Origin of the sequence: Franzmannia pantelleriensis, assembly GCF_900102875.1 — a bacterium.
In the GTDB taxonomy this organism is placed as follows: Bacteria; Pseudomonadota; Gammaproteobacteria; order Pseudomonadales; family Halomonadaceae; genus Franzmannia; species Franzmannia pantelleriensis.
Map to the genome: position 1 here is coordinate 43,857 of NZ_FNGH01000004.1, position 21,504 is coordinate 65,360.

Genomic DNA, 21,504 nt, shown 5'->3' on the forward strand with positions numbered 1-21,504 from the left:
GGAGGGCTCCCGGGTTACCAGTTGCGACGCTTGACGCGGGACAGGTTGCGTTCCAGATCGGCCACCGCCTGCTCGCCGCTCCGGCTGCCGGAGAGCACGTCGTGGGTGGCGCTGAAGAAGGCGTTGCTGACCCGGCCGTAGGCATCGCCGGTGACCGCCGAGGGGCGGGCCACGGCATTGACGAAGGTGTCGTAGAGCTCGCCGAAGAAGGGCACCGCCTCGAGCACTTCCGCGTCCTCGTAGAGGGCCGCCAGGGTGGGGTTGTAGGCGCCTTCGATGGCGCGACGCTTCTGCTCCTCCAGGCCTGTGAGGAAGGCCACCAGCTCGGCAGCCAGTTCGGGGTTGTCGCTGTAGCGGGAGACCGCCAGGTTCCAGCCGCCCAGGCCGGCAGCACTGGCGCCCTCGGCGCCGGCCGGCAGTTGGGTCACACCCACCTTGCCGCGCACCTCGCTGCCCTCGCTTTGGGCAAGTGACCAGGCGTATGGCCAGTTGCGCATGAACACCGCATTGCCGCCCTGGAAGACCCCGCGGGCCTCCTCCTCGGTGTAGTTGAGCGCGCCGTTCGGGGTGATCTCGCCGATCCAGCTGGCGGCCAGGCCCAGCGCTGCGGCAGCACGCGCGTTGTTGATGCTGATCTCGCCATCGTGCTCCACCAGGCTGCCGCCGCCGTGGCTGGCCACCCATTCCAGGGCGTTGACGGTCAGGCCCTCGTAGGCGCGGCCCTGGAAGACGAAGCCGTGCATGCGCTCGTTGCCGGCTGCCCTCTCGGCGTCCTGGATGTCGCGGGCGATCTCGGTTAGCTGTTCCCAGGTCTCGGGGGGCTCGAAGCCGTGCTGCTCCAGCAGGTCGGTCCGGTAGTAGAGTACCCCGGCGTCGGTGAACCAGGGCATGGCTACCAGGCGGCCGTCCACGGTGTTGTTCTCGATGATGGCCGGGAAGTGGCCCTCCGCGGCGTCTTCGCCCAATACGTCGGCGAGATCGAGCAGGTGATTGGCCAACAGGCCCGGCCAGATGACGTCGATCTGGAAGATATCGATATCGCTGGAATTGGCGGAGAGGATCTGCTGGTAGAGCGACAGCCGTTCGGTGGAGGAGTTGGGGGTGGAAACGATATCCACGCTGTGGCCGGTCGCCGCCTCCCAGGCGTGGACACCCTCCTGGCAGAGGGTTAGCTCAGCGCCCACGGCGCCGCAGGAGATGGTCAGGTCGGCGGCCTGAGATTGGTCGGCTCCGGCCATGACGGCGGAACCCATGGCGATGGCGGAGAGCAGAGATTTCTTGAGCATTTGGGGTCCTCGCGGTTGTTGTGTTGTTGTTATGAAGCAGCAATCTTAAACGATTAAGTTCGGGGCTTAGTTAAAACCACTGTCTTGGCCTCATCAACCTAGACTTTTGTCTATCGTCACGCTGAGTGCCTGCCCAGGGGCGTGCCTATCCCTTCATCTCCCTTCATCGAGCGTCTTCAAGCTGTGCCAGCCAGCCGTTAGTGCATAGACATTGGTCGAAATTTTCTCGATTGGCGTTGAGAGGAGGTTCTTAAACGATTAAGTTTCGGCCGAGTGCTTCGCCTTCCCAGGCCCGCAATGGGTCGTTGGACTTAAACGATACAGTTCACTCGCCAAGCGCTGTCACCGGGCGTGCCGTTAGGAAGGTGAAGGCGCCCGTCGACGACGCTGGGGAGGCGTCACAGGCATTTCCATGGCACACCATCAAACACAACAATAGGGGAATTAACCAAGATGAATCCCACCACCTTCAGGACACCGCTTGCCATCGCGATCACGACCGCTGGTATGGCCCTTGCCGGTACCGCCAGCGCCCAGTCGGCCGATCTGGAGTCACGCCTGGCGGATCTCGAGGCGCGTATCGCTGCTGCCGAGGAGCGTGCCGACGCCGCTGAACAGCGTGCCGAGTTCGCTGAGGCCCAGGCCGAGGCGCGCCTCTCCAGCGATGCGGTGGAGGAGCGTCTGGCCAAGGTCGAGCGCCAGGCCAGCGGCGAGGAGGGCTTTTCATTCGGTGCCTATGCTCGCTCAGGGCTGCTGCTCGGCGAAGACCGCAAGAGCATTCCGGGAGGCCCCTATGTGACGCCCGCCGGTTCGCTGGGTGGTGCCGTGGGGCGTCTGGGCAACGAAGGGGACACCTATGTCGAGGGCATTTTCAACTACCGCACGCGCTACGACAACGGTGCCAGGGCCCTCTATCGCATGATGTTGGCTGACTCCGTCAGCACCAGTAACGACTGGACCGCCGATGAGTCGAACCTTAACGTGCGCCAGGTCTTCGCGGAATTCAGCGATCTGCCGAGCTTCACCGGGGTGTTCGAGAACGCTTCGATCTGGGCCGGCAAGCGCTTCGATCGCGACAACTTCGACATCCACTGGATCGATAGCGACTTTGTGTTCCTGGCCGGCACCGGGGCGGGGATCTACGATATGCAGCTGGCCGACGACTGGACCTCCAACCTGTCACTCTACGGCCGTAGCTTCAGCGATTTCGAGATCATTGGCAGCGAAGATCCGGGTAGCACCGATAGTCTGATCCTGACGTCCAACAACTACGTCGGTAACTGGCAGTTCATGCTCAGCGGCCTCTCCGCGGCGGATAACGATGAACGCGACATCGCCGCCGGCCAGACCGCCGCCGACAGCGGCTTTCACACCATGGTGGCATACCACGGCGACAGCTTCTTCGGCCTCGGTGAGGGCAACTTCAAGGCGGCCCTTATCCACGGCCAGGGCCTTGGCGCCGAGGCCAAGGTACTGGGTGCCGACGGCAACCTCACCGATGACGCCGAGGCGACCCGCCTCGGCCTGTACGGTACCACCTACCTGGCGCCGACCTGGCGCGTGGCGCCCTCGCTCCTGGCCGAGACCAGCAAGGATCGCTACGTCCAGGGTGATGAGTTCAACTGGGCGGGCCTCAACGTGCGTCTGGCCAACGAGATTACCCAGAACTTCGAGATGCAGTATGAGGCCAGCTACCAGTACATGGACCTCGATCAGGGGGAGGGCGGCAGCGCCGTGAAGGGCGACTTCGGCAAGTTCACCGTGGCGCCCACCTTCAAGCCCCAGGTGGGGGGCTTCTGGCAGCGCCCCGAGATTCGCCTGTTTGCGTCCTATACCGACTGGGACGAGGACCTCAACCACTTCGGTGGCAGCTTCGGCGAGGAGGGCTTCACCGGAGGTCAGTGGAGCTTTGGCGTACAGACCGAGGTGTGGTTCTGAGGGTAGCTCGTCAACCCCCGCTAGCCGTTTCGATCCTTGCCCGCGTCTCTCGACGCGGGCTCTTTGTGTTTGCCTCAGATACGTCCACCGGCTTGGTTGCGATCCGGCTCACCAGGCTGGTGATGGCATAGGGGGAAGCACTATCTAAAGCGACAGAAAGAACAGCATCAGCGGCGGCGAGAGCAGCGATAGGATAAAGCCGCTGACCACGGCGATGGGCACGCAGGCCACGCCGCCATGCTGCTGGATCACCGGCAGGGTGAAGTCCATCGAGGTGGCGCCGCCGTAGCCGATCGCCAGCGGCGTGGCGCGGTGGATCAGCAGCGGGATCAGCACGAATGCCAGCAGCTCGCGGGCCAGGTCGTTGAAGAAGGCCACGCCGCCCAGCAGAGGCCCGAGCTGGTCGCCGATCAGAATCCCCGACAGCGAGTACCAGCCAAACCCCGAGGCCATCGCCAGGCCCTGATTCCAGCTCAACCCCAGCAGCGGCGCGGCCAGCAGACCGGCCAGCAACGAACAGGCGGCGACGGTGGTGGCGATCGCCAGGCCGAAGCGGTTGAGCAGGATCTGCCTGAGCGACATGCCAGAGTTGCGCAGCTGGCAGCCAATCAGTGCCAGCAGCGCATACAGCGCCCACTCGGCGAGCTGCTCGGCCCAGGTATAGGCGGGTTCACCGACCAGCCAGCCGAGCAGCAGGCCGATCAGCACCCCGGCGACGACTACGCCAACCAACGCCAGCGAGCCGAGCATCGCGGCAAGTTTGCTAGTCGGCGCATTGGCCACCACCGGCGAACCGCTGACGTTCATCCGCAGGCGGCGCGACAGCCATATCAGCCCGACCAGGTTGAGGCTGGCGGTGATGGTGAACAGAATGCCGGCCTGAACGCCCATCTGCGACAGCTGGCCGGCGAGGTTGTCGAGCCCAGCCAGACTCACGCCCATCAGCAGCAGGATCAGATAGACCGACGCGTTGACCCCGCGGTTGATCAGCGCCATGGCGCCGGCATGGCGCACCGGTACCAGGTAACCCAGCAGTAGCGGGAGGAGAACGATCAGCAGGCCGGTGAACATGGCGTTCCTTTTCCATCGACGGGCGGGCAGGGCAATAAAAAGGCAGCCAGGTAGGCTGCCGGGGGTACTTTACGGATTGGTCGGGCGGCGGGGAAGCCATTTTCGCTGATGCTGCATTAGCGGCATCGATGCTCAGGGTGTGGCGGTTTCCAGGGCATTGAGCGTCAGTCGACTGCGGCGTTCGCCATCGCGGTGATAATCGACGCCGAGCAGCAGGCCGGGCAGGTCGGGGTGGAAGTCGAACACCAGCAGACGCTCTGGCGTCTCTGGATCCCAGGTCTCGACGCTGACGGCATCGAAGGTACCGGCGGGACTCTCCACCTGCCCTCGCTCCAATACGCGATAGCGCAGCGTCTCGCGCTCGCCCTTGTGGTCGACGAAGCGCAGCTCGCAGGGGGTGGCCTCCTGGCCTTCGCAGTTACCTGGCACTGCGCTGCGTCGCGATAGGTCGAACAACGCCGCCTGGCGGTCGGGCAGTGAGCTTAGCTCACTGCTGCCCAGGCGATAGTCGCCGCCGATGCCGAGCAGCGAGTAGCCGCTGGAATAGGCGCTGGGCCGCACCCCGTCGGCGTTGACGCGAAAGCGGCTGCGCTCGTTGCCACGAGCCACGGCGATCGCCGCGCGCATATCGCTCTGCCACTGTTCACCGTGCTGGCTCAGACGGTGCTCGACACGGGCGTTGGGCCAGCCGCTGATCTGCAGCTGGTAGTGCGCGGTGAACGGGGTAGGCTCGGGGAGGCCCTGTGCGGCGCTCGCGCTGGCGCTTGCGCCGGCCAGCAGCGAGGTGATTAGCACGACATGTAAAACGCGGAGGCTCGACACCTGGGACTCCCGGGAATAATGAACGACACGTTCTGAGAGCACCGCGCTGGCGTCAGGTTCCCGCTGGCAGTGGGGTTGCGCAATGTTTGCGCGATGTTGGGCTCAGTGGCGATAGCGTTCGGCCAGACGCGCCAGTTCGGGGGCGAGCGTCAGGGGATAGCCGGATTCGCCGTTCTCCAGCCTGCTCAATGATATCGGCAGCCGCGGCAGCGTCTCGGCGACCCGCTGTGGTGCCTGCTCGGCGAGGGCCATCTGTCTGGCATCGAGGCATCCGCGCTCGACCAGCGGTGCCAGCAGGGGCATGCCGGGCGGCGGCGTTTCGTCGCGCAGGGCGAGGGTGTCGCCTGCCAGCTGCCCGGCGTCATCGTAGCGTCGGTAGACCTGCTTGCGGCCGGGCAGGTTGAGCTTGCCCGGTGCACGCTTGGCGCGAGGCGTCCCAGCGTATTCGACCAGCTTATAGGAGAGATCGATGACCGGGGCGTCGGCGGAGACCCCCAACTGGGTACCGACGCCGAATACGTCGATGGGCGCCGCTTCCGCCACCAGCGCGGCGATCTGGTGTTCGTCGAGGCCGCTGCTGGCGACGATCTTGACCTGGGTGTGACCGGCGTCGTCGAGCAGGCGACGCGAGGCCTTGGCCAGCGCGCCCAGGTCGCCTGAGTCGAGACGGATGGCGCCCAGGCGCAGCTCGGGTTCGGCGTCCAGCAGCGCGATCAGGTCGCGCACGCCGTCCAGGGTGTCGTAGGTATCCACCAGCAGGGTAGTGCCGGGGTAGTGGCGCAGGAAGGCGCGAAACGCCTCGCGCTCGCTGTCGTGGGCGAGGATATAGCTGTGCGCCATGGTGCCGCGCAGCGGCAGGTCGTGGCGCAGCCCGCCGAGCACGTTACTGGTACCGGCCAGGCCGGCGCTGCGATAGGCGCGTACTCCGCGCACGGCGGCATCGACGCCGTGCATGCGGCGCATCCCGAAGTCGACCACTGGGCGACCGTCGGCGGCTAGCACCAGGCGAACCGCCTTCGACGCCAGCAGGGTCTCGAGCTGCACCAGGTTCATGATCAGGCTCTCGAGCAGCTGGGCCTCGGCGATCGGTGCGTCCACCTCCATCAGCGGCTGATTGGGGAACACCGGGGTGCCTTCAGGCAACGCCCAGATATCGCCGCTGAAGCGCCACTCGCCGAGCCAGTCGAGGAACGCGTCCTCGAACGGACCGGCCTTGGCCAGCTGCTCGAGGTGGTGCGCGCGGAAGCGTAGCCGGCTGGCCACGTCGGCGGCATGCTGCTGGCCACAGGCGAGCATGAAACGGCGACTGTCGGGCAGCTTGCGGAAGTAGAGGCTGAAGGTGGCACGCGCGCCCAAGCCCTCCTTCCAGTAGGCCTGCAGCATGGTCAGTTGGTAGAGGTCGGTCAGCAGCGCCAGATCATCGTCGGCAACCTGCAGCGACGGGGCATCGCTCATCGGCGTACCTCGACCCCGGCGTGCTCGAGTTCGGCCAAACAGGCCTCGGCCTGGTCTGGCTCGACCGCGGCGCTCAGCGGCGCCAGCAGCAGGGTGGCGAAGCCGGCGCGACGGGCATCGAGGGCCGTCGCGCGAACGCAGACGTCCAGCGCCAGGCCGCAGATCACCACTCGGGTGATGCCTCGTTCATTCAGGTAGCCGGCCAGGCCAGTGGCATCGAAGGCCGAGTAGGCATCAACGTCGAAGGCGGTGGCCTTGCTGACGCGAATCGCCTCGCCGGGCAGTGCCAGGTCAGGGTGAAAGGCGGCGCCGTGGGTATCCTGAACGCAGTGGGGCGGCCAGGTGCCGCCGCGATGGGAAAAGCTTGCGTGGTCGACCGGGTGCCAGTCGCGGGACGCGACCACCATAGCGCCGGCTGCATCGGCGGCGGCGATCTCGGCGTTGATGCCTGGCAGCAGGCTGCGACCGCCGGCCACGGCGAGGGCGCCGCCTTCACAGAAGTCATTCTGCATGTCGACCACCAGCAGGGCGTCGTTGGGGCCGTAATCGATGTGCATGGTCATCGCCTACCTCGCCACGATCAGTGAGTGGTAGCTTGCAGCCTAGTCTTCCACGTCGCGATGGTGAAGCCTAGGCCGCACAGGAGTAGGCCCAGGTGCAGTTCAGTAGCCCGCGTCGCGATCGATAGTCGGCACCTCGTTGCCTGCGTCCCAGGCCTCGAGCGTCTCGACCACCTGGTCCAGGGCCGCACCCAGCGGCGTTGGGCCCGCCATGTGGGGGGTGATCAACAGCCGCGGGTGTTGCCACAGCGGGCTGTCGCTGGGCAGCGGCTCGCTGGGGAAGGCGTCGAGCAGAGCGCTGCGCAGGCGGCCTTCGCGCTCACCGTCGCCAAGCGCCTCGAGCAGCGAGGTCTCATCGATCAGGGTGCCGCGGCCGGGATTGATCAGGCTGGCGCCGTCGGGCAGGGCAGCCAGCGTCTCGGCGTTGATCAGGTGGTGGGTCTCGGGGGTGTTGGGCAGCAGGGTGACCAGCGTGCTCACCTGGCCGAGAAGGTCATAGAGGCCCTCTTCGCCGTGATGGCAACTGATGCCGTCGAGGGTCTTGGGCGACCTGCTCCAGCCGTGGACGGGAAAGCCCGCCGTGGCGATGCGCCCGGCGACGTGGCGACCAATGGCGCCCAGCCCCAGCACGCCCACCGGCCAGTCGCTTTTGTCGATTACCTGGTGCTCTCGCCACTCGGCGCGAGCCTGCTGGTCGCGGTAGCGGTCGAAGTCGCGCTGCACGTGCAGCAGGCCGTAGAGGCAGTAGTCGGCGATCAGCTCGCCCATGCCGGCGTCGCGCAGCTTGACGATTGGCGTATTCGCTGGCAATCCGGGGTTACTGAGCAGGGCGTCGACCCCGGCACCGAGGTTGATGATGCCACGGGCTCCGGCGTGGCGTTCCAGCAGTTCGGCGGGCGGCTTCCATACCGCCAGGTAGTCGATATTCTCGACCGTCTGATCGCTGGTGAAGACCTCGGCGTTGGGGAGTCGTTGCTGGAGGGCGGCCTGCCAGCCGGCGGCATCGTCGATGTGTACCAGAATGCGCATGATGTCTCCTGAGTCACGGTGTCTGACAGGCATCATCGGCCGGGTCGGTGCATGGAGTAAAGTCGCCGCGCCGGTTCGGTCAATAAAGCCTTTGACGGCGGGCTTGGCGATGGTGCTAGTATCGTCGCCAGGATGTTGATGGGGCGTAACCCCCTCCGATATCGTGCCCGCCGGCAGGGAGCCCTCGCCGCGGTCACCGGTTGTCTTGCCAACAGTGCTCGAACAGCGGTCCGACGCAGGTAGCGCAAGCAGGTCAATGCTCAGGCTCGGTCTTTTCCGCGTGAAAAGTGCCGGTTTTGGTGATTTTCGGTAATGGCGAGTGGCCACATGACTCAGGTAACCCTGCCTTTCACTCGTGAAGAGTATGCCAGCCGCGTATGGAAGGTGCGTGCGGAGATGGCCAATCGTGGCATCGATGTGCTGATCATCAGCGACCCCTCCAACATGGCCTGGCTCACCGGCTACGACGGCTGGTCGTTCTATGTCCACCAGTGCGTGCTGCTGGGACTGGAAGGCGAGCCGGTCTGGTACGGGCGGCGCATGGACGCCAACGGTGCGCTACGCACCTGCTGGATCGACCCGTCCAACATCACCTACTACCCGGATTACTATGTGCAGAATCCGGACATGCACCCCATGGACTACCTGGCCCAGTCGATCATGCCTGACCGCGGATGGCACCAGGGCGTGGTGGGCATGGAAATGGACAACTACTACTTCTCGGCCAAGGCGTACCAGAGTCTGCTGCGTGAACTGCCCCATGCACGTTTCATGGATGCCAATGCGCTGGTCAACTGGTGCCGGGCGATCAAGTCGCCCCAGGAAATTGCCTATATGCGGGTGGCGGGCAAGATCGTCGAGGGCATGCACTCGCGCATTCTCGAGGTGATCGAGCCGGGGTTGCCGAAGAGCAAGCTGGTCTCGGAGATCTACCGCGTTGGCATCGAAGGCTGGGTCGACGAGCACGGTAAGGTGTACGGCGGCGACTATCCCGCCATCGTGCCGATGCTGCCCACCGGCAAGGACGCGGCCGCGCCGCACCTGACCTGGGACGATACGCCGTTCCGCGAGGGTGAAGGCACCTTTTTCGAGATCGCTGGGGTGTTCAAGCGCTACCATGCGCCGCTGTCGCGCACGGTGTTTCTCGGCAAGCCGCCCAGGGACTTCGTACGCGCCGAGTCGGCGCTGCTCGAGGGCATTGATAACGGCCTGGCGGTGGCCAAGCCCGGTAATCGCACTGCGGATATCGCCATGGCGCTGGGCGCGGCCATGGATAAGTACGGCTTCGACCGCGGCGGCGCGCGCTGCGGCTACCCGATCGGCATCTCCTACCCGCCGGACTGGGGCGAGCGCACCATGAGTCTGCGTCCCTCGGACGAGACCATCCTGCAGCCGGGCATGACCTTCCACTTCATGCCCGGCCTGTGGGAGGACGAGTGGGGGCTGGAGATCACCGAGAGCATCCTGATTACCGAAACCGGCTGCGAGACCCTGGCCGATTTCCCGCGCCAGCTATTCGTGCGCTGATGTCGATACACCACCAACGAAGGGGCGCTGGGGGCAAGCCGAAGAGGAGGTTTTTGCCAGGGAAGGCATAAGTAGCGTACAGGGATGTATTTACAGCGCCTCCTCATAGGCTTGCCGCCAGAAAAGGCCCGGGCGATGTAGGCGTCCCGTCTGATCAGCTCCGAGCGCTGGGAGTTGCCGCAGGAGCAGCCTCGAGAATTGCAACGCAGCAACCCGTACAAGCACAAGGAGAGTACCTATGTCCAAGCGCCCTAGCCCGATAAGTGCCACCGTCGACTTCGACGCCGACGGCGTCCAGCACGGTTTCCTCAAGCTGCCGATCTCCGTGGACGACTCTGCCTGGGGGGCGGTAATGATCCCCGTCACCGTGGTCAAGAACGGCGACGGCCCCACCGCGCTGCTTACCGGTGGCAACCACGGCGACGAGTACGAGGGCATCACCTCGCTGCTCAAGCTATCCAGCAGCTTGCGCGCCGAAGACGTGTCGGGTCGGGTGATCATCGTGCCGTGCATGAACACCCCGGCGGTGATGGCCGGCAAGCGAACCTCGGGGCTCGACGGCGGTAACCTCAACCGCAGTTTCCCCGGCGACCCCGACGGCAGCGTCACCGAAAAGATCGCCGACTATTTCACCCGAGTGATCACACCACTGTGTGACGTAGTACTCGATCTGCACTCCGGCGGGCGCACCCTGGATATCATCCCCTTCGGCGCCTCTCACGTGCTCGATGACCCCGAGCAGCAGCGGCGTGCCCTGGAAGGCGCCAAGGCCTTCGGTGCGCCCTACGCGATGATGATGTTCGAGCTCGACGCCGCGGCGTTGTTCGACACTGCCGTCGAGAGCCAGGGCAAGATATTCGTCGCCACCGAGCTCGGCGGTGGTGGCACCTCCACCCCTGAGAGCATGGCCATCACCGAGCGCGGCGTGCGCAACTTTCTGATCCACTACGGCCTGCTGGCCGGCGAGATAGAAATGCCTGCCGAGCCGCAGGTCTACCTGGATATGCCCGACGCCAGCTGCTACGTACAGAGCGAGCACTCCGGCGTGCTGGAGCTCTGTTTTGCACTGGGCGAGCCGGTCGAGAAGGGCGAGGTGGTGGCGCGGGTCTACGACATGACCCGCAGCGGCAGTGCCCCGGTGGAGTATCACGCCAGTCGCAGCGGTGTGCTGGCGGCGCGCCGCCATCCGTCGCTGGTCAACATGGGTGATACCATTGCGGTAATCGCCGATATCGTCGACTCGCTCGGCTGAAGTACTCAACTCCACCCTGGAAGGCGCATGAAGCTCGATCGCTACGATCTGAAAATCCTCGAGATTCTGGCCCGCGATGGCCGTATCACCAAGTCGAAGCTGGCCGAGGCCATTAATCTCTCGGTCAGCCCCTGCTGGGAGCGGGTGCGCCGCCTCGAGAAGGCCGGGGTCATCGAGGGCTATGTGGCGCGCATCAACTCAGGGGTGCTGGTCAAGCGCACGCCGGTGTGGGTGCAGGTCGAACTCAAGCAGCACAGTGCCGAGAGTTTTCAGCGCTTCGAAGCGCTGGTTCACGCCACCCCCGAGGTCACCGAATGCGTGGCAGTGGGGGGCGGCGTCGACTATCTGCTCAAGGTCGAAGCCGATTCCATCGATGCCTATCAACGCCTGATTGACGCCTGGCTGGTCTCGGATATCGGCATCGAGCGCTATTTCACCTATATCGTCACCAAGACGGTCAAGCAACAAGCCCCACCGATTCAAGTGGATAGCCGCTAAACCGGCGGCGATGTCCGATGTCGCCTGTAGGTAAAGCCCAGCCTCGCCCCGACGTCAAGTGGTTAACGTTGGTTACACGCCCGTTGAATTTGGCATAAGCTGATTCAGGTACGCGAGCTGTGGCGATTCCGCCTTGCAGGGGCCAAGCCCCAACGATGTCATTTTTTACCGGGCGTTCGCCATTCGAGAGGAACTGCATGTCCTATTTCACGATTGCCGGGGTACAGCTGCATGCCCTTCACCACGGTGACAATACCGATGCCATGCGCCACCGCATCAACTTGCTGATGGGGCGTTTTCCCAACGTGCAGATGGTGCTGTTCAGCGAGCTGGTAGCCACCGGCGCTTCTACTCATACCGCCGAGCCGATGCCCAGCAACATGGAGGCGATGTTCTGTCAGCTTGCCGAGGAGCATCGCATCTGGCTGATTCCCGGCTCGATGTTCGAGCGCGAAGGCGACAAGATCTACAACACCCTCAGCGTGATCAACCCCCAGGGGCAAGTGGTAGCCCGTTTTCGCAAGATGTTCCCGTTCCGCCCCTTCGAGGAGGGTGTCGAGGGGGGTACTGAATTCGTGGTCTTCGATGTGCCCCAGGTGGGACGCTTCGGGGTCTCGATCTGCTACGACATGTGGTTCCCCGAAACCACCCGCACCCTGGCCGCGATGGGCGCCGAGGTGATCCTGCATCCGACCATGACCGATACCATCGACCGCGATATCGAGCTCTCCATCGCGCGCACCAATGCGGCGATCAACCAGTGCTATTTCTTCGATATCAACGGCGCGGGTGCCATGGGCAATGGTCGCTCCATCGTGGTCGGCCCGGCCGGCGACGTGATTCACCAGGCCGGTATCGGTGAGGAGATCATCCCGCTGGAGATCGATCTCAACCGGGTGCGCCGCGAGCGCGAGGTGGGCCTGCGTGGGCTCGGCCAGCCGCTCAAGAGCTTTCGCGACCGCAGCGTCGACTTCGGCGTCTATCGCAGCGAGAACGCGCCAGCGCCGTTCCTCGATACGCTAGGGCCACTGGTCAAGCCACGTCGGCCTGACAACGGCCATCACGATATCTGATTGCGCCGCTGGCGCTGCAGCAGGGAGAGCCACTCGATGCTGATAAGAATGATTCGCCAGCTGCGCCAACTGTTTATGCGGCTGTCCGCTCAGGGGGGCGGCCGCCAGGACTCGCCGTCGGCCGCGGCCGAGTCGCCCACGCACAGGGAGCATCCTCCCCAAGGAGCAAGAGAAATGAACAAGATCACAAGCATTTCCGATGTTCGCCGCTATTTTCACAACAACAAGACGCCGATCTACTTCATTTCGGCGACCAACTTCAATCTGCTCGGCATCGGCGATTGGGTGGGCAACTTTCGCCATATCAACTACATCGACTGCTTCGACGGGCGTCAGAAGAATGTCTTCGTGCCCAAGCAGAAGTTTCCCCGCGACTTCGAAAGCATCGAGGACATCAACAACTACCTGCTCGAGCACAAGGAGGTCATCGACTTCCTCAAGTCGCGCGGCGGTGAGGGTACCGCGACCTTTCTGATGTTCGACGAGCACACCGAGGAGGTGTGCGAGCAGCTCGGTCTCAAGGTGGCGTTTCCACCGGCGGCGCTGCGCTCGCGCATGGACAACAAGATCGAGACCGTGCGCATCGGCAACAAGGTGGGCGTGCCCAGCGTGCCCAACGTCCTTGCCAAGGTCGACAGCTATGCGCATCTGCAGGAGGTCAGCGCCGAGCTGGGCACCCAGGATCTGGTGATCCAGTCCGCCTACGGGGATTCCGGGCACACCACCTTCTTCGTCTCCAACGAGGATGAGTATTACAAGTATGCCGAGGAGATCGAGGCCGAGCCCGAGGTCAAGATCATGAAGCGTATCAACTGCCGCGGCTCGGCCATTGAAGCCTGTACCACACGCTGCGGCACCGTGGTCGGCCCGTTGATGACCGAGCTGGTGGGCTTCAAGACCCTGACCCCCTACAAGGGCGGCTGGTGTGGCAACGAGATGTTTGCCGGCGCCTTCAGCCAGGACGTTCGCGACAAGGCCCGCGACTACACCTTCAAGTTCGGTGAGGCGCTGCGTGAGGAGGGCTATCGCGGCTACTTCGAGCTCGATTTCCTGATCGACATGGACACCGAGGAGGTCTACCTCGGTGAGCTCAACCCGCGCGTCACCGGCGCCAGCTCGCTGACCAACGTCGCGGCTTTCGCCCACTCTGACGTACCGCTGTTCCTGTTTCATCTACTGGAGTTCTCTGACGTCGACTTCGATATCGACATTGCCGAGATCAACGAGCGCTGGGCGCATCCCGACAGCATCGACAGCTGGAGCCAACTGGTCATCAAGCACACTGACGAGAGCATTGACCTGCTCACCCAGGCGCCCCAGTCCGGGGTGTGGAAGATGGCCGCCGACGGCAGTATCGATTACGACCACTACAGCTATCACCCGCATGCCGCAGAGAGCGAACAGGAGGCCTTCTTCGTGCGCATCAGCGGCGTCGGTGACTTCCGCTACGAGGGCGCCGACCTGGGCATTCTGATCACCCGAGGCCGGCTGATGGACGATGATTTCCAGCTCAACGAGCGCGCCAAGGCCTGGATCGAGGCCATTCGCGGCCAGTTTGCTGGCCAGGCGCTGCAGGATCCTGTGGTCGAAGAGGTCGCCGTCAGTCATGCCATCGGCGGCGGTAACTTCAAAATTCTGTAGGTGCCATGAACAAGCAGCTGGAATTTCGCAGCGTTGCGGAAGCGCAGCCCGGTGCCAAGTGGCAGGCGCTGTTCGAGCTCCACTGGCCGGCTTATGAGGGCTGGTATCTGTCGGAATCAGAGCGTGAGCGGCCCGGCTACCTGGCCTGCTATAACGCGTTGAGCCGGCACATGCCGGAACTGTTGCCGACCTACGAGCGGCTGTGCGAGCTGGCTGGCGGTGGGGATCTGGCTGCGCGGATGCTGAGCCTGTATCGCCCGCCGGCCTACATCACCGGCTGCTCCCAGGCGGTGTTAGCCAACGCCCATGCCAACCTGCTGGTGCGCAACTACGACTACCCGCCGGAGCTGTGCGAGGGCACCATCCTCAGCAGCTGCTGGAACGGTCGCCGGGTGATCGCCATGAGCGACTGCTTGTGGGGCGTGCTCGACGGCATCAACGAGCAGGGCCTGACGGTGTCGCTGGCCTTCGGCGGTCGCACCACGGTCGGCGACGGCTTCGGTGCGCCGATCATCCTGCGCTATATCCTCGAGTTCTGTACCACCACCCCCGAGGCGGTTGAGGTGTTGGCCAGGGTACCCACGCACATGGCCTACAACATCACCGTCAGCGACGCCCGCGGCCGCTATGTCACGGCGATGATCTCGCCGGATCGTCCGGCCTCGATACGCCGCGTGCCGGTGGCCACCAACCACCAGAAGAAGATCGAGTGGTATGCCCATGCGCTGGCCTCGGAGACGCTGATTCGTGAGCGCCAGCTATCGATCCTGGTCGCCGACGAAGCCACTACCGAGCAGCGCTTGGTGTCGGCCTTTTTCGCGCCACCGCTGTTTCGCCGTGACTACCGACGCGGCTTGGGCACTATTTACACTGCTGTCTACCACCCGAAGGAGGGGCGTGCCAGCTTCTTCTGGCCCGGCGCCAGCCTGACGATGTCGTTTGCCGAGCCGAGAGAGCAGCAGTTGACGATCCACTATGGCAGCCGGGCGACGAGCACGGCTGAGAGCAACAGGACGGGACACCATCATGAGTGAGATGACCGAGTCGGATACGCCGTACACGGCGCTGGGCTTCTATCACAAGATCTCGCAGCTGCGCGCCGACACCTGGAATGCTCTCAAACGCGACCTGGGCAAACTGGTGCGGCTGCGCGACGAGGCCCAGGCGCGCAATCTGGTCAAGGCGGTCGACGTCAAGCTGACCCGCCTGGAGATCATCGAGGACTATCACGCCTTTCCCTCCAAGGAGGATTTTCGTCACCTCTGGTCGCTGTTCGACCGCGAGGAGTACGCGCTGCTCGAGAAAGTGGTCAAGCGCCTGGTGCGGGCGCTGATCAGCGAGTCCTACCGCCGCCGCCACGTCGATCTCAGCGAGACCGATGCCGACGCCGAGGACCTCGAGGCATTGGATGCGTTGGCCCAGCTGCGCCGCGGCCACCCGGCCTCCAATAGCTCATCGCAGCCCTATTTCGAGCTGCTGATCGTCGATGCCATGTCGACCCAGGAAGAGGAGGTGGTGCGCGAGGCCTTCCACAACCTGCGCCGTCCCGAGGACCGCTTCGTCTATGATGTGGTGACGGTGCGTAGCTTCGAGGACGCGTTGATCGCAATCCTGGTCAACCCCAACATCCAGGCCTGCCTGATCCGCTACGAGTTTCCTTACAAGTCGAAGTACAACCTCAGCGCCTTGAGAAACTACCTGGAGGGGCTCTCGGAGATAGAGCTGGAGAGCAAGTCCGAAGCCGAGCGCAGCATCCTGCTCAGCTCGATGATTCGCGAGATCCGTCCGGAGATCGACCAGTTCCTGGTCACCAGCGGCGACGTCGAGGCCACCGCCAGCCAGGATATCCGCCACTTCAACCGGATCTTCTATCGCGAGACCGACTACATCGAGCAGCATCACACCATCCTGCGTGCCATCGATGACCGCTACCGTACGCCGTTCTTCGATGCCCTGCGCGAGTACAGCAAGAAGCCCACTGGGGTCTTCCACGCCATGCCCATTTCGCGCGGCAAGTCGGTGACCCGCTCGCACTGGGCGGGGCACATGATCGACTTCTACGGCATCAATATCTTCCTCGCCGAGACCTCGGCGACCTCCGGGGGGCTCGACTCGCTGCTGCAGCCCTACGGGCCGATCAAGAAGGCCCAGGAGTATGCCGCCCGGGCCTTCGGCTCGCGGCAGAGCTTCTTCGTCACCAATGGCACCTCTACCGCCAACAAGATCGTGGTCCAGGCGCTGGTCAAGCCCCGCGACATCGTGCTGATCGACCGCGACTGCCACAAGTCGCACCACTACGGCATGGTGCTGGCCGGCGCCCACGTCGCCTACCTCGACTCCTATCCGCTCAATGACTACTCGATGTACGGCGCAGTACCGCTCAAGGAGATCAAGAAGACGCTGCTGGCGCTCAAGCGCTCCGGCCAGCTGCACAAGGTCAAGATGCTGCTGCTGACCAACTGCACCTTCGATGGCGTGGTCTACAACGTGCGCCGGGTGATGGAAGAGTGCCTGGCGATCAAGCCCGACCTGGTGTTCCTGTGGGACGAGGCGTGGTTCGCTTTCGCCACCTTCAACCCCACCTACCGGCCGCGTACCGCCATGCACGCGGCGCGCACCCTGCTCGACCGCTATCGCAGCGACGCCTACCGCGAAGAGTACGCCGCCTGGAAGGCCGAGTTCGACCAGTGCGACCCGGATGACGATGCCACCTGGCTCGAGCAGCGGCTGCTGCCCGATCCCGACTTGGTAAGGGTGCGCGCCTATGCCACCCACTCGACCCACAAGACGCTGACCTCGCTGCGCCAGGGCTCGATGATTCATGTCCACGACCAGGACTTCCGGCACAAGGTCGAGGGGCCGTTCCACGAGGCCTATATGACCCATACCTCGACCTCGCCCAACTATCAGATCGTGGCCTCCCTGGACGTGGGGCGGATGCAGGCTGAGATGGAGGGGTTCGAGCTGGTGCACGCCCAGGTCGAGGCTGCGCTGTCGCTGCGCGAGCAGCTGTATACCAACCCGCTGCTGCTGAAGTACTTCGAGGTGCTCAAGAACAGCGACATGATCCCGCTGGAGTACCGCCAGTCCGGCGTCGATACCTTCTACGACCCCAGCACCGGCTGGAACAAGATGGAGGAGGCCTGGGCCCACGATGAGTTCGTGGTCGACCCCAGCCGCATTACCATGGCGATCGGCAAGACCGGGATCGATGGCGATGCGTTCAAGAATGAATACCTGATGAACAAGTTCGGCATCCAGATCAACAAGACCTCGCGCAACACCGTGCTGTTCATGACCAATATCGGTACCACCCGTGGCTCCATTGCCTACCTGCTCGACGTGCTGATCAAGCTGGCCAAGTCCTTCGACCGGCGCTGGGAGGACAGCAGCCGCCCCGAGCGCAAGATCATCGAGCACCAGATCAAGTCGCTGACCCAGGATCTGCCGCCGCTGCCCGACTTCAGCCGCTTCCACGACGCCTTCCGGCCACTGACCGAAAGCCCCGAGGGGGACATCCGCCGCGCCTACTTCCTTAGCTACGACGAGGAGAACACCGAGTACCTGCGCTTCGACAACGGCGCGCTGCAGGCCGAGATGCAGGCCGGCCGCGACGTGGTCTCGGCGAGCTTCGTGATTCCCTACCCGCCGGGCTTTCCGGTGCTGGTACCGGGGCAGGTGATCAGCGCCGAGATCCTGCGCTTCCTGCAGGCCCTCGACGTCAAGGAGATCCACGGCTATCGCCCCGAGCTGGGCTTGATCGTATTCACCGAGGAGGCCCTCGAAGCCACCGAACAGGGCGCCGACTGACAGAAAATTCTGGCGTTAGCCGGGCTGAGACAAAAAAAACCACACTCCCCCGCGGCGGCGAACGAAAAGTCTCGCCGCCGCTCCAGCGTTATCCTGTGGGCATACAGCGAGCGGCCCCGGCCGCTCGCGCCACGTTTTGCCAATGCCGGATGCGCAGCCAGAGCGCGCCGGCGCGACAGGGGGAGGTGTCCCATGACCCAGTCCATCAAGCTCGAAGATCCACGCCTGTTTCGTCAGCATGCCTATATCGATAGCAAGTGGACCTACGGTGACGGTGGCCGCGACGAGGCGGTGACCGACCCGGCCACCGGCGAGGTGCTGGGGCATATCCCGCTTCTCGAGGCCGAGCAGATCCGCGGTGCGGTGGATGCCGCCGAGACGGCCTTCGTGCAATGGCGCGCACTGCGTGCCGACGAGCGCTGCGAGCGGCTGCTGGCCTGGTACGACCTGCTTCAGGCGCACCGCGAGGACCTGGCGACCATCATGACCCTGGAGCAGGGCAAGCCGATGCCGGATGCCCGCGGCGAAGTGGAGTACGGCGCCAGCTTCGTACGCTGGTTCGCCGAGGAGGGCAAACGCACCTTCGGCGAGACCATTCCCAGCCATATTCCCAACGCCGCGCTCGGCACCCTCAAGGAGCCGGTGGGCATTGCCGCGCTGATCACGCCGTGGAACTTCCCGCTGGCGATGATCACCCGCAAGGCCGCGGCGGCGCTGGCCGCCGGCTGCACGGTGATCGTCAAGCCGGCCAATGAGACGCCGTTCACGGCGCTGGCGCTGGCCGAGCTCGCCGAGCGCGCCGGGATCCCCGCCGGGGTCTTCAACGTGGTGCTCGGCGACCCGCCCGAGGTGTCGCGCATCCTGTGCGCCGAGGAGCGCGTCAAGGCGCTGTCGTTCACCGGCTCGACCCGGGTCGGTCGACTGCTCCTCGAGCAGTGCGCCGGCACCGTGAAGCGCGTATCGCTGGAGCTGGGGGGCAACGCGCCCTTTATCGTCGGCCCCGATATGGACCCCAAGGAGGCGGCGCTGGCCGCGGTGGCGGCCAAGTTCCAGACCGCCGGTCAGGACTGCCTGGCGGCCAACCGTATCCTGGTGCACGAGTCGATCCACGATGCCTTTGTCGAGCACTTTGCCGAGCGCATGGCGGCACTGACCGTGGGTAACGGCCTGGAGAGCGAGATCGACCTCGGCCCGCTGATTCATCGCCAGGCGGTGGACAAGGCGGCCAGCATCGTCGATGACGCGCTCTCCCGCGGTGCGACCCTAGTCGCCGGCGACCAGAACCAGGCGCCGGGGCCCAATTTCTTCATGCCGGTGCTGCTCACCGGGGTCACGCCGCAGATGCAGGTGTGGCGCGAGGAGAACTTCGCGCCGGTGGCAGGCATTACCGCCTACGCCGACGACGACCAGGTCATCGAGATGGCCAACGACACCGAGTACGGCCTGGCCGCCTACGTCTACACCCACGATATCCGCCGCATCTGGAAGCTGCTGCGGGCGCTGGAGTTCGGCATGGTCAGCGTCAACTCGGTTAAGATGACCGGCCCGCCGGTGCCGTTCGGCGGCGTCAAACAGTCGGGCCTCGGCCGTGAGGGCGGCATCACCGGTATCGATGAGTATCTGGAAACCAAGTATTACTGCCTGGGCGCCCTGGGCTCGGTTTCCGGTAGTTGAGCTTGCTGCGCTCGGCCATACTGCGTTGGATCTTTATTCGAACATGCTCATTTACAGAACGTAAACTCCGCTGTTCTCATCAAGATCCGCCTTGTCTGGCCTTCGCTCGCAGAGCTCTCAAGATTAGTGGTTGCCATCAATTGATATGAACATCCTCCCCGGCGGGACCCGGGGAGCCCTGAGAGAAGAGAGAACGCCATGAGCCTGCACAAGGAATTGATCGACCGCGACCGCAAGGTCACCTTCCACGCCTCCACCCACCTGCGCGACTTCGCCCACGGCGACGCACCGGGCCGGGTGATCAGCGGCGGCAAGGGCATTCATATCGTCGACAAGGACGGCCGCGAGTTCATCGACGGCTTCGCCGGGCTCTACTGCGTCAATATCGGCTACGGGCGTACCGAAGTGGCCGAGGCGATCTACCGTCAGGCCCTCGAACTGTCCTACTACCACACCTACGTCGGTCACTCCAACGAGCCGCAGATCCAGCTCTCCGAGAAGATTCTCGAACTGGCCGGCCCTGGCATGTCCAAGGTCTACTACGGCATGTCCGGCAGTGACGCCAACGAAACCCAGCTCAAGATCGTGCGCTACTACAACAACGTGCTGGGCCGCCCCGAGAAGAAGAAAGTCATCTCGCGGATGCGTGGCTACCACGGCTCGGGCATCGCCTCCGGCTCGCTGACCGGGCTCAAGGCGTTCCACGACCACTTCGACCTGCCCATCGAGACCATTCGCCACACCGAGGCGCCGTACTACTACCACCGCAGCGCTGAGCAGGCAGGCATGAGCGAGCGCGAGTTCTCGCAGTTCTGCGCCCAGAAGCTGGAGGAGATGATCCTCGCCGAGGGGCCGGACACGGTGGCGGCCTTTATCGGCGAGCCGGTGCTCGGCACCGGCGGTATCGTGCCGCCGCCGGAAGGCTACTGGGAGGCGATCCAGGCGGTGCTGGCCAAGTATGACGTGCTGCTGATCGCCGACGAGGTGGTGTGCGGCTTCGGGCGCATCGGTACCGACTTCGGCAGCCACTTCTATGGCATCAAGCCCGACCTGATCACCGTCGCCAAGGGCCTGACCAGCGCCTACCAGCCGCTCTCCGGGGTGATCGTCGGCGACCGCGTGTGGCAGGTGCTGGAGCAGGGCACCGGCGAGTTCGGCCCCATCGGCCACGGCTGGACCTACTCCGGCCACGCCCTGGGCTGTGCCGCCGGCCTCGCCAACCTCGAGATCATCGAGCGCGAAGGGCTGACCCAGAACGCCGCCGAAACCGGCGCCTACCTGCAGCAGGCCATGGCCAAGGCGTTCGGCGATCACTCCATCGTCGGCAACGTGCGTGGCGTGGGCATGCTGGCGGCGCTGGAATTCTCGCCGGATCCGGCCAAGCGCACCCAGTTCGACCCCGGTCTCAAGGTTGGCCCGCGCATCGCCATGGCGGCCATGGATGAGAACCTGATCGCCCGCGCCATGCCCCAGGGCGATATCCTCGGCTTTGCACCGCCGCTGACCACGACTCGTGACGAGGTCGACGAGATCGTCGCCCGCGCCCGGCGCGCCGTGGACCGGGTGCTGGACGACCTGGCCAATAACGAAGACCTCAAGTAAGGGAAACACTGCACAAATGCCTACACGAGCGAATCACTGCGTTACGCGGTGCCGAAGCGTCGGACCGGCGGATCCTCACCTATACCCCATATGCTCCGGTTGACTCGAAACCTCCGGTTTCTCACCCCTTCGGGGCCATCCTCCGGATGTTTGTCGCTTCGCTCGGTACTGTGCTTCGTGCGCTTTGCGACCTACAGGGATGTGGGAAGTGCGTTGGTTCGTCGGGAACGAACCTAGCCGCTTCATCTCGTTCGGAGATTTGTTCA

Annotated in this window: 16 protein-coding genes; 10 read left to right on the forward strand and 6 right to left on the reverse strand. The window is 64.3% G+C overall.

What is annotated here, in order from left to right:
• Positions 1 to 14 precede the first annotated feature (14 nt).
• Positions 15 to 1,286, reverse strand: a complete 1,272-nt coding sequence (locus BLT16_RS05935; RefSeq protein ID WP_089657622.1) for an ABC transporter substrate-binding protein — start codon at positions 1,284 to 1,286, stop codon at positions 15 to 17.
• Between the two features lie 453 nt (positions 1,287 to 1,739).
• On the opposite strand from BLT16_RS05935, the gene BLT16_RS05940 reads away from it, so the two are divergent.
• Positions 1,740 to 3,224, forward strand: coding sequence for a carbohydrate porin (locus BLT16_RS05940; RefSeq protein ID WP_089657623.1), 1,485 nt, complete (start codon positions 1,740 to 1,742; stop codon positions 3,222 to 3,224).
• A 144-nt stretch (positions 3,225 to 3,368) separates the two neighbouring features.
• Here the strand turns inward: BLT16_RS05940 and BLT16_RS05945 are convergent, their stop codons facing one another.
• The 5 genes from BLT16_RS05945 to BLT16_RS05965 all read right to left on the reverse strand — a co-directional run bounded on the left by BLT16_RS05945 (position 3,369) and on the right by BLT16_RS05965 (position 8,161).
• Positions 3,369 to 4,295, reverse strand: a complete 927-nt coding sequence (locus BLT16_RS05945; protein ID WP_089657624.1) for a LysO family transporter — start codon at positions 4,293 to 4,295, stop codon at positions 3,369 to 3,371.
• 132 nt (positions 4,296 to 4,427) lie between these two features.
• A complete protein-coding gene (locus BLT16_RS05950) occupies positions 4,428 to 5,117 on the reverse strand; it encodes a hypothetical protein (protein ID WP_143025046.1) in 690 nt (229 codons plus the stop codon).
• 102 nt (positions 5,118 to 5,219) lie between these two features.
• Positions 5,220 to 6,572 carry a nicotinate phosphoribosyltransferase gene (locus BLT16_RS05955; RefSeq protein ID WP_089657626.1) on the reverse strand — a complete coding sequence of 451 codons (1,353 nt, stop codon included), beginning with the start codon at positions 6,570 to 6,572 and terminating at the stop codon, positions 5,220 to 5,222.
• Complete coding sequence (locus tag BLT16_RS05960) at positions 6,569 to 7,129, reverse strand: isochorismatase family protein (protein ID WP_245701504.1); 561 nt, start codon at positions 7,127 to 7,129, stop codon at positions 6,569 to 6,571. The genes BLT16_RS05955 and BLT16_RS05960 overlap by 4 nt, the downstream gene beginning before the upstream one ends.
• 105 nt (positions 7,130 to 7,234) lie before the next feature.
• Positions 7,235 to 8,161, reverse strand: coding sequence for a 2-hydroxyacid dehydrogenase (locus BLT16_RS05965; protein WP_089657628.1), 927 nt, complete (start codon positions 8,159 to 8,161; stop codon positions 7,235 to 7,237).
• 327 nt (positions 8,162 to 8,488) lie between these two features.
• Between BLT16_RS05965 and doeA the strand changes: the two genes are divergently transcribed.
• The 9 genes from doeA to BLT16_RS06010 all read left to right on the forward strand — a co-directional run bounded on the left by doeA (position 8,489) and on the right by BLT16_RS06010 (position 21,238).
• On the forward strand, positions 8,489 to 9,688 hold the full coding sequence (gene doeA / locus BLT16_RS05970) for an ectoine hydrolase DoeA (RefSeq protein ID WP_089657629.1): 1,200 nt from the start codon (positions 8,489 to 8,491) through the stop codon (positions 9,686 to 9,688).
• Between the two features lie 238 nt (positions 9,689 to 9,926).
• Complete coding sequence (doeB, locus tag BLT16_RS05975; protein ID WP_089657630.1) at positions 9,927 to 10,940, forward strand: N(2)-acetyl-L-2,4-diaminobutanoate deacetylase DoeB; 1,014 nt, start codon at positions 9,927 to 9,929, stop codon at positions 10,938 to 10,940.
• A gap of 27 nt (positions 10,941 to 10,967) precedes the next feature.
• The gene (locus tag BLT16_RS05980; protein WP_089657631.1) at positions 10,968 to 11,438 is read left to right on the forward strand and encodes an Lrp/AsnC family transcriptional regulator; all 471 of its coding nucleotides are present in this window, start codon (positions 10,968 to 10,970) and stop codon (positions 11,436 to 11,438) included.
• Between the two features lie 197 nt (positions 11,439 to 11,635).
• Positions 11,636 to 12,511 carry a carbon-nitrogen hydrolase family protein gene (locus BLT16_RS05985; RefSeq protein ID WP_089657632.1) on the forward strand — a complete coding sequence of 292 codons (876 nt, stop codon included), beginning with the start codon at positions 11,636 to 11,638 and terminating at the stop codon, positions 12,509 to 12,511.
• A 174-nt stretch (positions 12,512 to 12,685) separates the two neighbouring features.
• Positions 12,686 to 14,152: a biotin carboxylase gene (locus tag BLT16_RS05990; protein WP_089657633.1), complete on the forward strand. Its 1,467-nt coding sequence runs from the start codon at positions 12,686 to 12,688 to the stop codon at positions 14,150 to 14,152.
• Between the two features lie 5 nt (positions 14,153 to 14,157).
• Positions 14,158 to 15,186, forward strand: a complete 1,029-nt coding sequence (locus BLT16_RS05995; RefSeq protein ID WP_089657634.1) for a C45 family autoproteolytic acyltransferase/hydrolase — start codon at positions 14,158 to 14,160, stop codon at positions 15,184 to 15,186.
• Complete coding sequence (locus BLT16_RS06000) at positions 15,179 to 17,962, forward strand: aminotransferase class I/II-fold pyridoxal phosphate-dependent enzyme (RefSeq protein WP_089657635.1); 2,784 nt, start codon at positions 15,179 to 15,181, stop codon at positions 17,960 to 17,962. The genes BLT16_RS05995 and BLT16_RS06000 overlap by 8 nt, the downstream gene beginning before the upstream one ends.
• A 192-nt stretch (positions 17,963 to 18,154) precedes the next feature.
• On the forward strand, positions 18,155 to 19,636 hold the full coding sequence (locus tag BLT16_RS06005; protein ID WP_089657636.1) for an NAD-dependent succinate-semialdehyde dehydrogenase: 1,482 nt from the start codon (positions 18,155 to 18,157) through the stop codon (positions 19,634 to 19,636).
• A 198-nt stretch (positions 19,637 to 19,834) separates the two neighbouring features.
• Positions 19,835 to 21,238 carry an aspartate aminotransferase family protein gene (locus BLT16_RS06010; protein WP_089657637.1) on the forward strand — a complete coding sequence of 468 codons (1,404 nt, stop codon included), beginning with the start codon at positions 19,835 to 19,837 and terminating at the stop codon, positions 21,236 to 21,238.
• Positions 21,239 to 21,504 lie beyond the last annotated feature (266 nt).

Coding starts and splice junctions, on each gene's coding strand:
- BLT16_RS05980 (WP_089657631.1), top strand. CDS start 10,968: ATGAAGCTCGATCGCTACGATCTGAAAATCCTCGAGATTCTGGCCCGC.
- doeA (WP_089657629.1), top strand. CDS start 8,489: ATGACTCAGGTAACCCTGCCTTTCACTCGTGAAGAGTATGCCAGCCGC.
- BLT16_RS05945 (WP_089657624.1), bottom strand. CDS start 4,295: ATGTTCACCGGCCTGCTGATCGTTCTCCTCCCGCTACTGCTGGGTTAC.
- doeB (WP_089657630.1), top strand. CDS start 9,927: ATGTCCAAGCGCCCTAGCCCGATAAGTGCCACCGTCGACTTCGACGCC.
- BLT16_RS05965 (WP_089657628.1), bottom strand. CDS start 8,161: ATGCGCATTCTGGTACACATCGACGATGCCGCCGGCTGGCAGGCCGCC.
- BLT16_RS05985 (WP_089657632.1), top strand. CDS start 11,636: ATGTCCTATTTCACGATTGCCGGGGTACAGCTGCATGCCCTTCACCAC.
- BLT16_RS05995 (WP_089657634.1), top strand. CDS start 14,158: ATGAACAAGCAGCTGGAATTTCGCAGCGTTGCGGAAGCGCAGCCCGGT.
- BLT16_RS05990 (WP_089657633.1), top strand. CDS start 12,686: ATGAACAAGATCACAAGCATTTCCGATGTTCGCCGCTATTTTCACAAC.
- BLT16_RS06005 (WP_089657636.1), top strand. CDS start 18,155: ATGACCCAGTCCATCAAGCTCGAAGATCCACGCCTGTTTCGTCAGCAT.
- BLT16_RS06010 (WP_089657637.1), top strand. CDS start 19,835: ATGAGCCTGCACAAGGAATTGATCGACCGCGACCGCAAGGTCACCTTC.
- BLT16_RS05935 (WP_089657622.1), bottom strand. CDS start 1,286: ATGCTCAAGAAATCTCTGCTCTCCGCCATCGCCATGGGTTCCGCCGTC.
- BLT16_RS05940 (WP_089657623.1), top strand. CDS start 1,740: ATGAATCCCACCACCTTCAGGACACCGCTTGCCATCGCGATCACGACC.
- BLT16_RS05960 (WP_245701504.1), bottom strand. CDS start 7,129: ATGCACATCGATTACGGCCCCAACGACGCCCTGCTGGTGGTCGACATG.
- BLT16_RS05955 (WP_089657626.1), bottom strand. CDS start 6,572: ATGAGCGATGCCCCGTCGCTGCAGGTTGCCGACGATGATCTGGCGCTG.
- BLT16_RS06000 (WP_089657635.1), top strand. CDS start 15,179: ATGAGTGAGATGACCGAGTCGGATACGCCGTACACGGCGCTGGGCTTC.